The organism is Cupriavidus consociatus, from assembly GCF_017814975.1.
Classification (GTDB): Bacteria; Pseudomonadota; Gammaproteobacteria; order Burkholderiales; family Burkholderiaceae; genus Cupriavidus; species Cupriavidus consociatus.
The window spans coordinates 46,774-59,423 of the sequence record NZ_JAGIQA010000007.1 but is presented as its reverse complement, the minus strand read 5'-3'; the positions used below and the strand labels follow the sequence as shown (position 1 = coordinate 59,423).

At 68.3% G+C, this 12,650-nt stretch carries 16 protein-coding genes; 7 read left to right on the top strand and 9 right to left on the bottom strand.

All coding sequences use genetic code 11. The features are described 5' to 3' along the window. Positions 1-116 precede the first annotated feature (116 nt). A complete protein-coding gene (flhC, locus tag J8I82_RS11665) occupies positions 117-683 on the bottom strand; it encodes a flagellar transcriptional regulator FlhC (protein WP_209757460.1) in 567 nt (188 codons plus the stop codon). A 197-nt stretch (positions 684-880) separates the two neighbouring features. Here flhC and J8I82_RS11660 point away from each other — a divergent pair, with 197 nt between their 5' ends. Continuing rightward, positions 881-1,093, top strand: coding sequence for a hypothetical protein (locus J8I82_RS11660; RefSeq protein ID WP_209757459.1), 213 nt, complete (start codon positions 881-883; stop codon positions 1,091-1,093). Between the two features lie 272 nt (positions 1,094-1,365). Beyond that, positions 1,366-2,430 carry a BON domain-containing protein gene (locus J8I82_RS11655; RefSeq protein WP_209757458.1) on the top strand — a complete coding sequence of 355 codons (1,065 nt, stop codon included), beginning with the start codon at positions 1,366-1,368 and terminating at the stop codon, positions 2,428-2,430. 61 nt (positions 2,431-2,491) lie between these two features. Here J8I82_RS11655 and J8I82_RS11650 read toward each other — a convergent pair whose 3' ends face one another. The 3 genes from J8I82_RS11650 to J8I82_RS11640 all read right to left on the bottom strand — a co-directional run bounded on the left by J8I82_RS11650 (position 2,492) and on the right by J8I82_RS11640 (position 4,301). Further along, a complete protein-coding gene (locus J8I82_RS11650; protein ID WP_284183055.1) occupies positions 2,492-3,355 on the bottom strand; it encodes an SDR family NAD(P)-dependent oxidoreductase in 864 nt (287 codons plus the stop codon). Positions 3,356-3,441: 86 nt separating this feature from the next. Then, a complete protein-coding gene (locus J8I82_RS11645; protein WP_245179646.1) occupies positions 3,442-3,786 on the bottom strand; it encodes a hypothetical protein in 345 nt (114 codons plus the stop codon). Positions 3,787-3,809: 23 nt separating this feature from the next. After that, positions 3,810-4,301, bottom strand: coding sequence for a flavodoxin family protein (locus tag J8I82_RS11640; RefSeq protein WP_209757457.1), 492 nt, complete (start codon positions 4,299-4,301; stop codon positions 3,810-3,812). 159 nt (positions 4,302-4,460) lie between these two features. Here J8I82_RS11640 and J8I82_RS11635 point away from each other — a divergent pair, with 159 nt between their 5' ends. Continuing rightward, the gene (locus J8I82_RS11635; protein ID WP_209757456.1) at positions 4,461-4,835 is read left to right on the top strand and encodes a DUF2880 domain-containing protein; all 375 of its coding nucleotides are present in this window, start codon (positions 4,461-4,463) and stop codon (positions 4,833-4,835) included. A gap of 149 nt (positions 4,836-4,984) precedes the next feature. Beyond that, positions 4,985-5,467, top strand: a complete 483-nt coding sequence (locus J8I82_RS11630; RefSeq protein ID WP_209757455.1) for a DUF1579 domain-containing protein — start codon at positions 4,985-4,987, stop codon at positions 5,465-5,467. A gap of 21 nt (positions 5,468-5,488) precedes the next feature. Here J8I82_RS11630 and J8I82_RS11625 read toward each other — a convergent pair whose 3' ends face one another. The 4 genes from J8I82_RS11625 to J8I82_RS11610 form a co-directional block, all read right to left on the bottom strand. Continuing rightward, complete coding sequence (locus J8I82_RS11625) at positions 5,489-7,825, bottom strand: VTT domain-containing protein (protein WP_209757454.1); 2,337 nt, start codon at positions 7,823-7,825, stop codon at positions 5,489-5,491. 276 nt (positions 7,826-8,101) lie between these two features. Then, a complete protein-coding gene (locus J8I82_RS11620) occupies positions 8,102-8,431 on the bottom strand; it encodes a hypothetical protein (RefSeq protein WP_245179643.1) in 330 nt (109 codons plus the stop codon). A gap of 141 nt (positions 8,432-8,572) precedes the next feature. Further along, positions 8,573-8,770: a hypothetical protein gene (locus J8I82_RS11615; RefSeq protein ID WP_209757452.1), complete on the bottom strand. Its 198-nt coding sequence runs from the start codon at positions 8,768-8,770 to the stop codon at positions 8,573-8,575. 181 nt (positions 8,771-8,951) lie between these two features. Further along, entirely contained in the window at positions 8,952-9,233 is a 282-nt protein-coding gene (locus J8I82_RS11610) for a DUF2188 domain-containing protein (RefSeq protein WP_209757450.1), read from the bottom strand. A 262-nt stretch (positions 9,234-9,495) separates the two neighbouring features. On the opposite strand from J8I82_RS11610, the gene J8I82_RS11605 reads away from it, so the two are divergent. After that, complete coding sequence (locus J8I82_RS11605; RefSeq protein WP_029044501.1) at positions 9,496-9,639, top strand: entericidin A/B family lipoprotein; 144 nt, start codon at positions 9,496-9,498, stop codon at positions 9,637-9,639. An 88-nt stretch (positions 9,640-9,727) separates the two neighbouring features. On the opposite strand, the gene J8I82_RS11600 is transcribed toward J8I82_RS11605, so the two are convergent. Then, positions 9,728-10,732 (bottom strand): AraC family transcriptional regulator, encoded by a 1,005-nt coding sequence (locus J8I82_RS11600; RefSeq protein ID WP_209757448.1) that lies wholly within the window; start codon positions 10,730-10,732, stop codon positions 9,728-9,730. Between the two features lie 147 nt (positions 10,733-10,879). Between J8I82_RS11600 and J8I82_RS11595 the strand changes: the two genes are divergently transcribed. Continuing rightward, a complete protein-coding gene (locus tag J8I82_RS11595) occupies positions 10,880-12,058 on the top strand; it encodes an acyl-CoA dehydrogenase family protein (protein WP_209757446.1) in 1,179 nt (392 codons plus the stop codon). Then, entirely contained in the window at positions 12,055-12,648 is a 594-nt protein-coding gene (locus J8I82_RS11590; RefSeq protein ID WP_209757444.1) for a flavin reductase family protein, read from the top strand. The genes J8I82_RS11595 and J8I82_RS11590 overlap by 4 nt, the downstream gene beginning before the upstream one ends. The last annotated feature ends 2 nt before the right edge of the window (positions 12,649-12,650 follow it).

The following is a 12,650-nucleotide window of genomic DNA, read 5'->3' as shown; positions in this document are numbered from 1 at the left end:
CAATCGTGAAGACCGCGTGCAAGCGCGCGGCTAGCCGGTCTGGCTGGCTTGCCTATCTTGGGAGGCCGCGGCAGCGCTGACGGTGCGGCAGGAGACAATGCCTGCCACCGGCGCGCTCAGGCCGCGGTGCGCGCGACCGCCTTGCGGCCCTTGCCGGCCCGTGCGGGGGGCATGCACAGGCCGCAAACGGCATGCCTGCGCCGGCCATGGGCTTGGACCACGTAGTTGCCTGCGCAGCTCCGGCAGCGCGCCAGCTGCAGCATGCCGTTCTCATGGAAGCGCACCAGCGTCCAGGCGCGGGTAAAGCTGAGTTCCGCGGTTTCGCCGGTGATGGACAGCTGCTCCCGGTAGACGCGGTAGCCCGACAGTACCGCGCGGATACCCGCCAGCCCGCCGGCGTCGCGCATGAAGCGGTAGGCATTGAGCAGCATCGACGCATGCGCATTGGGCCGCCACGTCACGAACCAGTCGGTCGAGAAGGGCAGCATGCCCTTTGGCGGCGAAGTCCCGCGCAGTTCCTTGTACAGCCGGACCAGACGCCCGCGCGGCAACGTCAGTGCCGATTCCAGCACCTGCAGGCGCGCGCCCAGCCCGATCAGTTCGATTGCCAGCTGGGTTTGCTCTACGTCATGCAGCACGCTCTTGCCGGGGGACGGTGGGGCCGTGGCAGTGCGCAAATCCATCGTTTCCTGCGTTTGTGTTCGCTAAATTGCGACGAATTTTATGAAACTCCGTTTAGTTATAGCTCTGATATGTATCAAGAGGCGCTTTGGATCGGGCATGTAGGAGAAGTGCCCACACGCTATAGGACGGACGCCGATTTTGCCCTCGCACCCATGCGCTACGCTTCAAGAACACGTAAACGACTCGGGAGCGACCCATGGCTGCGAACTTCCTCATCAGGCAGACGCCCCAGGGCTGGGAACTGACGGTCGAAAGCGCACGCAAGGGCCTGGTTCATTGCGAGGATCGGGACGTCGCCGTCAACATTGGCAAGGCCGCGGCAAAGCGGCGTGGCGTCGGGCTGATCATGCAGGAAGACCAGAACGGCGAATCCGCACTGGGCTTTGCGGAGTCACTCGCTGCCGCCTGAGGCGGCGCATCATCCGGCATCCGCGCCGGACCGCTCGGACGAAACTCTGGGGTCTCCCAGGCATCGCAAGGATGCCTTACAACGGCGGGCGCTTTTTACAGGGCGCCCGCCGTTGCGTTGGCTTGTGCCTGCGTGAACTGCAAGCCGCGCGCGGCGGCGCGAGATGCTTGCCGCAGTGGTACGGAACTTGCGCCCTCTGGCAAGCGGTGCGGCGCGGCTCCATGCGGCGCCGCAGTTCCCATTCAGCAGTTCCGATCGGCAGGAGGCCAACCATGCATCCATTCCGGAATCAGGGCAGCAGCTCGTGGTGGCGCGACGAAGAGGCGCCGCACCGTCAAGGCGCGGACGACCCGCGCGGCTATGGCGAAGGCCGCTACGGGCAGTCGGGCGGACCGGCCCGCGACTATGGCGAGGGACGATACGAAGGCCGCCAGCGCCACGGCGACGACGTGCGCGGGCAAGGCTATTACGGCAGCCGTCAAGGCGAGAGCGAAGACTGGCAGCGTTCCGGCCGGCGCGCGCCGTGGGACGAGGATGAAGCGTGGCGCGGCAGCGCCTCGGACCAGGGCGGCAACGTGCGCGACGAGTGGGGCGAAAGCCGCGGCGGCCAGGCCATGACCGGCCGCCAGGGTGGCATGACCTCGCGCCGAAGCGGATATGAGCAGGGCTATAGCATTTCGGACTACGCCTCACCCGGCGCGCAGACGCGCCGGGCACGCAGCGGATCGTCGTCCACCACTTCCTATGGCTGGGAGAGCGGCCGGGATGAGGACGACGCCGGCCGGACCGGCATGTCCGAGCGGCTGGGTTCGTCCGGGCGCAGCGCCGGCGATTTCGGCACGCGGGGCCCGGGTGCAGGCAGGTATGGCCAGCCGTTGCGTGGGCGCGACCGCGTCGGCCCGAAGGGCTACCAGCGCAGCGACGAACGCATCCGCGAAGAAATCTGCGAACGCCTGGCCCATGCGCGCCATGTCGACGTGCAGGACGTCGAGGTCGACGTGGAGGGCGGCGTGGTGCGGCTGAGCGGCAACGTGCGCGATCGCCGCGAGAAATACTGCATCGAGGACATCGCCGACGACGTGTTTGGCGTACGCGAGGTCCATAACGGGATCCGGATGGGTTCGGCCGGACCATTCGGCGTCTCGGGCATTTCCGAGGGTGTCGGGGATACGCGACGCACCGGGTCGGCCGCGGGCGGGCGCGAACATGTCAGCGGCGTCAGCAGTGCAGGCAGCGCGACCGGGTCGACCGCCAGCAGCTATGGCGGCGGCATGGAGGCGGGCAGCGGCGGCCCGGGTGCCGGCCGGGACAGCACCGGCGGCACGAGGCGCATCTGATTTGCCGTGCCATGAGGTGAGAAGGGGCTGCGCCGCTGGCGCGGCCCCTCTGCCGCCAGGGTCAGGCGTCGCGGCGCGTTCCTTCAGGAGGTTCCTCCGGCGGCAGTCGATCGTCCGGCTCGCTGTGCGGCTGCGCCATGCGGCGATGCTGCTCGGCCAGCACGTCGGCCGGCGTGACCATGGCAATTGCCGCACGCAGCTTGTTCTGCCACCCGGTGATGACCTCGCCGTCGCCACGCATCATCGCATCGAAGCCGTTCCGTGCGACATCGGCCGGGTCGGCCTTCTTCTGCTGGCCGATTCTGGTGTCGAGCAGGTCGGCCCGCTCGAAGAACTCGGTCTCCGTCGCGCCGGGCATCAGGCAGGTCACGGTGACGCCGCTGCCCTGCAATTCGTGCCGCAGCGCGTATGAGAACGAATCCAGGAACGCCTTGGTGGCGTTGTACACCGCCTGGTAGGTGCCGGGCATGAAACCGGCGATCGAACCCGTGATCAGGATGCGTCCGCTGCGCTGCTCGCGCATGCGTTGGCCCATGCGGTGCAACAGGTGGACCGTGCCTGTCACGTTGGTTTCGACCACGCGCTGGATGTCGGCAAAATCCTGGTCCAGGAACGCGTGGCCGAGGCCGCGGCCGGCATTGGCGCAGAGCACGTCGATCCGGCGGTTGTCGACGGCCGCGCACAACTGCTCAACGCCGGCCGGCGTGGAGAGGTCCGCCACCATCGCCTCCACCTGGGCACCTTCGTCGCGCAGTTGCGCGGCCGCAATTTCAACCTGCGGCTCATCGGCGGCGATGACGAGGTCATAGCCGTGCTGAACGCAGCAGCGCGCCAGTTCATAGCCTATGCCTGACGAGGCACCGGTGACCACGGCAAGCAGGCCGGTGCGGACCGGTGATGGAGAAGGAGAGGGAATATCAGTCACGATGGCCTCCGGGGACGGGCAGCGGAGGGCATTCTTACCGCCGCGTTGTAAGGTTTAGCGACACATGGCGCCAGCCCGGACTTGCCTCAGCCCACGCGCCGCCAGGCATGCAGGCCGAACCAGACGCCCAGCAGTGCCACGATCGTCGCAAGCAGCGCCAGCGCCGCGCATGCCGCCGGGGCGAGCGAGCCGAACCAGGCAAAGGCATCGGTACGCCGCCACAGCACCCAGGCGAGCGTGGCCGCCATCAGTACCAGGGCGGTCTGAGTCAGCGCCTCGACCACGCGCATGGGGCCGCGGGCGGTGCTGTCCAGCGGATCGCGGCGGGCTTCGGCGGCAGTGACTTCGGGGTCTTCCATGGCGCGGCGCTCGGGTGCGCTCAGGGGGCGGATGCCATAGTGGTGCAATTCCCGTTCCCGGACGGGGATCACGCTGGCACAGGCTCCCGGCCCGGTCAGAACACGCCCAGCGCCAGTCCTGCCGCCAGGCCTTCGCCCAGCGCCGCACAGCGCGCCAGGTCATCCGCTTCGATCTGCTTGGGCGCAAGGATGCGCTCCGGCGTCTGTGCGTGCGTGCAGACAATGAGGCCGGGCGCAACCGGGTTGAGGCGCCAGCCGGTGGCGATGCGCTCGAGCTGGCGCAGTGCGTTCTGACCATCGCTGCCGGCGCAGATCATGGTGGCGTAGGGGCGGCCGTTGATGCGGTCCAGCGCGGGGTAATAACAGCGGTCGAAGAAGTCCTTCATCATCCCCGCGATGGCGGCGAGGTTTTCCGGCGTGGCGAACAGGTAGCCGTCGGCGGCCAGCACATCGTCCGGGCCGGCTTCGGCCGCACGCTTGAGCACGACGGCGACCCCTTCCTGCGTGCGCGCGGCCGCCGCGGCGGCCTCGGCCATCTGGCGGGTGCCGCCGGTCATGGTGTGGTAGACGATCAACAGCGTTTTCATGCTTGCGGGCAGATCAGGATGCGCGGGTCACTGTAGCACGCCGGGCGCCAGTGGCGACCTGGGAACTTTTACAATGCGCCGGCGGACTGACCGGCATTGGCGCGGGCGTTAAAATGTGGCGCCCGTGCAGTTTTTGCCCCCGGTCCAGGAGTCTCCAAGATGCTTTCGCCGCGCTCGTCGCTTTCCCCGCGTTCCCTGTCCGCCGGACTCGTGCTGGTGTTGTCGCTTGGCTGCACGGCGATTGTGCAGGCCGCGCAGGCGGGGAATGAGGCACCAAAGCCGCGCGGGCGCGACGAGGCCCCCGAAGCCCCGATCGCCTGCATGAAGGCTGTGAAGGCCGCGCTGCCCAACCCCGGCAGCTTCAAGTGGGTCAGTGGCAAGACCCGCAAGGTCGCGGAAGACGCCTACAGCGTGGTGGGCGATGTCGAGTACCTCGCGCAGGATGGCGCCGTGCGCAAGGCCAAGGTCCAGTGCGACGTCATGCGCGCGCCAGGCAACCAGTTCGTTGTGCCCAAGGTGCGGCTGCCGCAGTAAGTCCGGCCGAGGCAGCCGAGCACTGCCGCCGTGCGCGGCGTGCCGTAAAGAAATGTGTACGCTGTCCATTTTCTTTGCTAACCTATGTGTACGGCATCCACAAGCGCCCGTGCCGGGGCGTGGTGGCCGCAAACGCCAGGAGACCCTGAATGAAGACCGAAGCACAGAAGGAACACCGCTGGCTGCAACGGCTGGTGGGCGAATGGATGGCCGAAGGCGAGGCCGTGATGGGACCGGATCAGCCTGCGCAGAAGTGGCAGATCCCCGAGCGCGTGACCGGTATTGGCGAGCTTTGGGTACAGGGCACGGCGCAGGGCGACATGCCGGGCTGCGGCCCCGCCACCACCGTGATGACGCTGGGCTACGACCCGGCGCGCAAGCATTTCGTCGGTACCTTTATCGGCTCGATGATGACCCACCTGTGGGTCTACGAGGGCGACCTCGATGCCGGCGGCCAGCAACTGACGCTGCGCGCCGAGGGCCCGGACTGTTCGGGCAATGGCCGCACCGTCCAGTACCGCGATGTGATCGCCTTCAAGGATGACGGCGAACGGACGCTGACGTCGTTCATGCAAGGCGAGAACGGCGAGTGGACCGAGATCATGAAGGCGACTTACCGCCGCAAGCGCTAGTGCGGCTCCCGTGCCTGACGCTCAGGTGCGCTCGCCTGCGGCGTGGGCGACGCGCGCCATCCGGCGCCCGGGACCGCCTGGCCCGTGATGCTGGTCGTCATGCTGGCTGTCCTGTTTGCCGTCCTGCTGGCTGCCCGATTGGCTGTCCTGTTGATTCACTTGCCGGTGCCGTTCCGCCTTGCGGCGCTCGGCATTGCGCCGCCGCCGGCGCCGCAGCAATAGCAGCAGCGAGGCCGGCAGCAACAGCACCAGCACCAGCAGGGCAAAAGTCGCCAGCCCCGGGTCGCGCGCCGCGGCGGCAACGCGGTCGACCAGGAAGGCCGAGATTGCGATGCCCGGCAGCATCCCCAGCGCCGTGCCCACCAGGCAGTCGCGCAGGCTGATGCGCGAGGCGCCGACCAGCAGGTTGACCAGCGAGAACGGTGCGATCGGCACCAGGCGCAACACCACCATCGCCAGCACGCCGTGCCTGCCCAACTGATGGCTGACCCGGTTCAGCCGCCGGCCGCCGAAGCGCCGCACCGTATTGCGGCCGAGCAGGCGGCCTGCCAGGTAGCCCGTGCCGGTGCTCAGCATGGTGCCGCCCAGCGCCAGCGCGGCGCCGTAGAGCGGCCCGAACACCACCACGGTCACGAGGATCAGCAGCGTCACTGGCAGCATGGTCACGGCGCCTGCGAGGTATATCCCCATCATCGCCAGCGGCGCCATGGGCATGTCGTCCAGGCGCTCGACCACGGCCAGCAGCGCGCGGAAATCCGCCCATTCGCGCAGCGGCGTATAGCGCCAGGCGAAGGCCAGTCCCGCCAGCGCCAGCGCCAGCGCCACCATCACGCCGACACGGCCCATTACGCGCGGGCGCGCCTCGTGGCTGACGAACTCGGCCAGCACCTGGTCGCTGTCGATGGGCTCGATCGGGTCGAGCAGGTGGTCGGCCGGGGAGGCGGCATCGAGGTCGTCCGGCAAGGGCGGCGCGTAGTCTTCGAGCGTGCGGCCATCGCTTCGCTGCAGCGCGCGGATGGCCGCCAGCAGGCTGCGCGTTTCGGCCACCTTGGCCTGGAATGCCTCGGGCGCGACGTCCAGGTGCTCGCCCAGCAGCCGCGCCCGCATGGCCGCGATGGCCTTGCGCACGCGCGGGTCGCCGCCCGAGGTCACCACCACGTTGCACTCGGTGTCGAGCCCCAGCGAACGGTTGCTGAGGTTGGACGAGCCGATGGTCAGGAAATCGTCATCGATCACCGTGACCTTGCTGTGGATGTTGACGCATTCCGGCAGCAGCCCGGGGATCGTGGGGCAGTACAGGTGAAAGCGGTCGCCGCTGTCCGCCGCGCGCAGGCGCCGGTACAGGCGCGCGCGCAGCACGCCCATGCTGTGCGCCTCCAGCCAGCCGCTTTCGTTGCGCCGCGACACCAGCACGATATCCGGGCCGTCGTCGCGCCCCAGCCGTCCGGCCAGCGCCTTGGCGATCACGCCCGAGCTGAAGTACTGGTTTTCCATGTAGATGCTGTGCCGGGCCGAGGCGATGGCGTCGCGCATCAGCATGCGGATCTCGCTCACGCCTGGCTCGTCCTCGCACACCGGCATGGTGCGGGCGATGCCGACGCGCACGTCGGTCAGTTCCGGCGCCAGGCTGGGCGGCCAGGGATCCGAGGATGTTGCCGCCGGCGGACGCGGCTTGCGGCCCGTCGCGCGCAGCCAGCGCGCCGCGCACAGCATGGCGAGCGCGGCGGCGGCCTGGCCATCGAGGGCGCACTGGACGTCATGGAAAGGCGGATAGGGCTTGCCTTCGGCAACGCGCAGCGGCGCGCCTGGCGCGTGGCTGTTGTCGTCCCAGCGGCGCAGCGTCAGGTCCAGCCCGCCGACGAAAGCCACCTTGCTGTCGATCACCACCACCTTCTGATGGTGCGAGGCGCCTGGAGGATGGTTGCCGTCGAGTCGGAACGACAGGTGCCGATGCGCCTGCCAGTGCGCGCTGGCCGAAGGCAGCCATTCGCGCTCCATCGCCATCACCATGGCGTAGTCCCAGCTCAGGATGTAGATGCGCAGGTCGGGACGGCGGTCGGCCAGCGTGCAGAGGAAGTCGCGCAGCCCTTGGGGCAGGCCGTCTTGCGCGCCTTCGGGCACGAGCTCCATGCGGCTGTCGATGTCCCAGCCGAGGATAAAGATGGTGTGCTCGGCGCGCGGCAACGCTTCGCGCAGCGCACGGAAATAGGCATCGCCGTCGACGAGCATGGCAAAGCGCTGGCAAGGTTCGACACGCCAGCAGTTGCGCCCCGGTTCCAGCGTAAAGGGGGGCGGTTCCTGCAATGCCTGCAGAGTGTCCGGCGTTGGCTGCGTCGGGGGCGGATTCGTTGGCCTCATGTCGCGCGCTCAGGGGTAAGCCTCAAGCGTCGCGCAAGTTCCATACCGGAGGGCGGGCAGGGGAGGCGCCAGAGCGTTGCCGCCATGGGAAAGCGGCGTACGCCGCTACGGGATTGACGGTGAGGCGGGCGCGCCGCGGGTAGGACGCATCTGCGACACATGTGGGGAGCTTTATGTCCCGTTTGTGCGCCGTCTGGTCGATGCTTGATCGTCCCTTGTTTGCCTTACCGGCGGTTGTAAGAACCGCACTGCCGGCGCATGTGGCGCCGGCAATTCTTACGATACGTGGCGGCGCGCCGGGCGGGCGATGCCCCAGGCGTCCAGCAACGGCTGGAAGTGCGGCGTGTTGTCGCGCGTGGCCGGCGTGACCTTGCGAGGCGGCGGCAACGGCCTGCCGGTCAGTACCAGCAAGCTGTCGGCCTGCGCGGCAATGTCTGGTTCGCCCGCATAAGCGACGACGCCCATCTGGCGGGCGGATTTCAGGGCGCGGGTCAGTTCCGCGGCACTCAGGCGGCTGGCGGCGGCAAGCCCGTGCCGGGGCATTGGCCCCTTGGCACGCAGGCAGTTCATCAGCGCCAGCACGCATTCCCGGGTGGTTCGATCCATGTCGCTGCGTAGAGGATTGGAGCATCTGCCTGACCCTTTCGGGCCGTCGCGATGCGGGAATCCATTCTTTCGCAGGGGTCATGTCTTTGCCAACCCGATATGACAGTTGTTCACATTCTGAGGAGCGTGGTGGGAAGGCCTTCAGTGCCGGGTTTGCGGGTTGCCGCAAGGAAACCGGTGTTCCGGGCCGCCGGCCACCCCGGCACCGGCGTTCTGTCGGCGCCATCTGCGGGCCTGCCTGGCGTGCACGTCGGTAGCTATTTCGTGCAATTCGGCGATCCTGGCCTCGAGCGGGTCGGTATAGATGTCGAGCGGACGGTACCTGAGGATTCGGGACATGACGGGTCTCTGTAAGTGCCTGGTCTTAGTATTGGCACTGAACCCGTCAATTGCATGCAGCGATTTCGGCGCCGTTCGTCTGACTTAACGTTGATCGCGCAATGGAGTGTTGCCCGGCGATGGCGAAATGCACGCGCCAATGCCGGGCGCGGGCTGGCGTATCCAGCCTGCCATACCAGATTCACTGCCCCACGCGGGCCATGGCCCTGGGGTCGCGGCAGTAAATCCTGCGCTCGCGCACCAGGCCGTCGCGCCCGTGGATGCACAGCGATACGCCGTCCTGGCGCGCCCGCATCCAGCCCGCGGCGATGGCGGCTTCCTGGGTGGGAAAGTGCAGCGCCGTGGCTTCCGCGCCATCGCACGTGCCATCCATGCCTTCGATGGACAGGGCCCATTCGCCGTCGCGGGTGGCATTGTCGTTATCGGTGGCGGCAGGAAGCACGTGGATGCTGCGTGACGTCATGGCGGTCTCCCGTGAAGTGGACAGGTGTGGACCTACATTTCTAAGCGAAGCCTCGGCATGCGGATATCGGTCGCTGTCCTACATCCCGGCGACATGTCGCGCCGTCGGCTGACATCGGGGTAGGACGAAAGCCGACTTTTCGTGCGGTTGACGATTGCTACGATCCAATTGCCGGTTGGGCATGAAGCTGCCCGGTCAAGCCATTCCGAGCTATTCCATCCTGGCGGCGCATGCCGCTTCCACACGAAGCAAGGAGATCGTCATGAGAAAGCTATTCGCACTGTTTGCCCTCGCTGGCGTGATGCTGGTCACGGGCTGCAACACCATGGCCGGTGCAGGCAAGGATATCGAACGCGGCGGCGAGAAGGTGCAAGGCGCGGCGGAAAACACCAAGCAGAAAATGTAATCGCCTGCGGACCGCAGGCGCAGAAAAGCAACGGCCCGTGCTCCAGGCACGGGCCGTTTTCGTTCGCAGGGAATTTCCGGGCGCGGGTCTAGTGCGCAGCCGTAACCGCCATGCGTTCGTCGTCGGCGCGGCTGCGGCGCCAGCTTGCCGGCGGCAGGCCGAACTCGCGCTTGAACGCCCGGCTGAACGCCGCTTCGGAGTCATAGCCGACCGCCCCCGCGATCTCGCCGATCGAGCGGCTGCCGCTGCGCAGTTCCGCCGCCGCGGTGCGCAGGCGCCAGTGCGCCAGGTACTGCATCGGCGGCTGGCCGAGCAGGTCGGTAAAGCGCTGCGCCAGCGCGGAGCGCGACAGCCCGACGTTGCCGGCCAGTTCATCCACCGTCCACGGGTAGGCGGGGCGCGCATGCATGCGCGACAGCGCACGCCCCACGTAACGGTCGCGCAGCGCGGCGAGCCAGCCGCTTTCGTTGTCCGGCAGCGTGTCGATGCAGCGCCGCACCGCCTGCACGAACAGCAGTTCCGACAGCTTGGCCAGCACCGTGGCGGTGCCCGCTCGCGGCTCGGCCGCTTCCGAGGTGGCGAAGGCCAGTGCGGTCGCCAGCCACGCAGATTCGATGCCGTTGTCGAGTCCCACCTTGAACAGGCGCGGCAGCGAGGTCAGCAGCGGATTTCCCATGGTGTCGTCGAATCCGAGGAAGCCGCACACCATGCGCGTGGTCTCGCCACCGCCGCCGTACGACACGCGCATGACTTCGCCCGGGCTGTTGCGCAGCATGTCCGCGACCAGCGGCGCGGACTGCACCGGCTGCAGGTGCAGGTCGCTGCCCAGCACGTGCGGCTCGCCCTGCGGCACCACCAGCAGCTCGCCGGACTCCACGCGCACGCCCGGCCCCGTGCTGCCGACAAGCCGGGCCCAGCACACGCCTTCGGTAATCAGGTGGTAGGAAACGACGCGATCGGTGCCAGGCAGGAAGGCGGCGCGCAATTCAGCATCCGCTTCAGACACCAGGCACCACGGCGACTTGAATTCGCCGTTGAGGAAGACCGCGCCGCTCAGTTGCACGGCGCGCAGCAGGTCGGACAAGGCATCCATGGTCACTTTCCTCCAGATCCGGTGTTTCGCGCAAGAAAGCCGGACGCCCGATCATACGGGCAAGGGGACCGGGCTCCGATACTAGCACCGTGCCACGGGCCGGACAACGGCAGCCGGGCACGGATCAGACAAGCCGGAGACAACACCATGGAAACAGTTACCGCCCCCGATGCCAGCGCAGGTGCGCAGGCCGACTGGCTCGCACTTGCCGCGGCGCTGGGCCGCACCTTCGACACCCGCGCCCCCGAGATCGACGCGAGCGGGCAGTTCGTCAGCGCGAACTACGACGACCTGCGCGCGCACCGATTCTTTGCCGCCGCCGTGCCGCAGGAACTGGGCGGTGCCGGCCTGTCGCACCAGGAGCTTGGCACCGTGCTGCGCGAGCTGGGGAAGTACTGTGGATCGACCGCGCTGGCCTTTGCCATGCACACGCACCCAGTGGCCACCGCGGCATGGCGCTGGCGCAATCAGAAGGCGCCGGTGGAAGGGCTGCTCAAGCGCGTGGCGGGCGAGCAGATGGTACTGCTGGGCAGCGGTGGCTCGGACTGGCTGCAGGGCAGCGGCAGGGCCACGCGCGTCGATGGCGGCTTCCGCGTGGACGGGCGCAAGATCTTCGCCAGCGGCGCGCCTGTGGCGGACCTGTTCATGACCTGTGCGGTGTACGACGATCCCGAAGCCGGGCCCACGGTGCTGCATTTCGCATTGCCCATGAAGAGCCCCGGTGTGAGCGTGATGTCGAACTGGCACACGCTGGGCATGCGCGGCACGGGCTCGCACGATGTGCTGCTCGAAGGCGTGCTGGTGCCCGACACCGCCGTCGCCGCGCGCCGCCCGCAAGGCGTGTGGCATCCGATGATGCATACCGTCTCGATGATTGCGCTGCCGCTGATCTATGCGGTCTACGTCGGCATTGCCGAAGCGGCGCGCGACATTGCCCTGCAACTGGCGCGGCAGCGCCGCCTGAACGCGCATGCGGTGGAAGCGGCCGGCCGCCTTTGCAATGAAGCGGAAGCCGCGAGCATGGCGCTGGATACGATGTTCGACGCAGCGTCGGGACAGGCGCCGGGCGCGGTGACCACCAACCGCATCATGTGCGGGCGCACGCTCGCGGCGCGCGCGGTGCTGGCGACCGTGGAAGCGGCCATGGACCTGGCCGGCGGTGCCGGCTTCTATCGCGACGCCGGGCTGGAGCGCCGCTTCCGCGATGCGCAAGGCGCGCGCTTCCATCCGTTGCAGGCCGGTGCCCAGCAGGAGTACTCGGGACGCATGGCGCTGGGCCTGGATATCGATGCGCCTCCCGGCGAAGTGCGGCAGGCCGCGCAATGATGCCCGCACTGGCCCCGCTGCCGTATGCCACCGAGGCCTGCAACGACAGCGGCTGCGATGACCTGGGCGGGGCCTCCGGCGGCATGGGCCACGATGCCCGCGCACGGCGCGCGTTGCGCGACGCGCTCGGGCAGTTCGCCACCGGCGTGACGGTGGTGACCGCCGCGGATGCGCAGGGCCGGCCGGTGGGCGTGACGATCAACGCCTTCACTTCCGTATCGCTCGCGCCGCCGCTGCTGCTGTGGTGCCTGGCGCGCGCTTCCGCCAGCCTGCCGGCGCTGCGCGCAGCGCCCTGTCATGCGATCAACGTGCTGGGCAGCGGGCAGCTGGCCTTGTGCCGGCGCTTTGCTGACCGTGATATCGACCGCTTTGCCGGCGTCGACTGCCGCCCCGGGCCGTGCGGCACGGTGCTGCTCGCCGGCGCGCTGGCGACGTTTATCTGCCGGCACCGCTCGGTGCGCTCCCTCGGCGACCACATGGTGTTTGTGGTCGAGGTAGTGGCCTATGGCACCGCGCCGGGGGCGCCGCTGGTGTTCCATGGCGGCGGTTTCAGCGAAGGAATGGCGCGCATCGACGCCGGCGCGGCATAGTG

Coding starts and splice junctions, on each gene's coding strand:
- J8I82_RS11605 (WP_029044501.1), top strand. CDS start 9,496: ATGAGAAAGCTATTCGCACTGTTTGCCCTCGCTGGCGTGATGCTGGTC.
- J8I82_RS11660 (WP_209757459.1), top strand. CDS start 881: ATGGCTGCGAACTTCCTCATCAGGCAGACGCCCCAGGGCTGGGAACTG.
- J8I82_RS11640 (WP_209757457.1), bottom strand. CDS start 4,301: ATGAAAACGCTGTTGATCGTCTACCACACCATGACCGGCGGCACCCGC.
- J8I82_RS11655 (WP_209757458.1), top strand. CDS start 1,366: ATGCATCCATTCCGGAATCAGGGCAGCAGCTCGTGGTGGCGCGACGAA.
- J8I82_RS11615 (WP_209757452.1), bottom strand. CDS start 8,770: ATGTCCCGAATCCTCAGGTACCGTCCGCTCGACATCTATACCGACCCG.
- J8I82_RS11635 (WP_209757456.1), top strand. CDS start 4,461: ATGCTTTCGCCGCGCTCGTCGCTTTCCCCGCGTTCCCTGTCCGCCGGA.
- J8I82_RS11610 (WP_209757450.1), bottom strand. CDS start 9,233: ATGACGTCACGCAGCATCCACGTGCTTCCTGCCGCCACCGATAACGAC.
- J8I82_RS11600 (WP_209757448.1), bottom strand. CDS start 10,732: ATGGATGCCTTGTCCGACCTGCTGCGCGCCGTGCAACTGAGCGGCGCG.
- J8I82_RS11625 (WP_209757454.1), bottom strand. CDS start 7,825: ATGAGGCCAACGAATCCGCCCCCGACGCAGCCAACGCCGGACACTCTG.
- J8I82_RS11620 (WP_245179643.1), bottom strand. CDS start 8,431: ATGGATCGAACCACCCGGGAATGCGTGCTGGCGCTGATGAACTGCCTG.
- J8I82_RS11590 (WP_209757444.1), top strand. CDS start 12,055: ATGATGCCCGCACTGGCCCCGCTGCCGTATGCCACCGAGGCCTGCAAC.
- J8I82_RS11595 (WP_209757446.1), top strand. CDS start 10,880: ATGGAAACAGTTACCGCCCCCGATGCCAGCGCAGGTGCGCAGGCCGAC.
- J8I82_RS11630 (WP_209757455.1), top strand. CDS start 4,985: ATGAAGACCGAAGCACAGAAGGAACACCGCTGGCTGCAACGGCTGGTG.
- flhC (WP_209757460.1), bottom strand. CDS start 683: ATGGATTTGCGCACTGCCACGGCCCCACCGTCCCCCGGCAAGAGCGTG.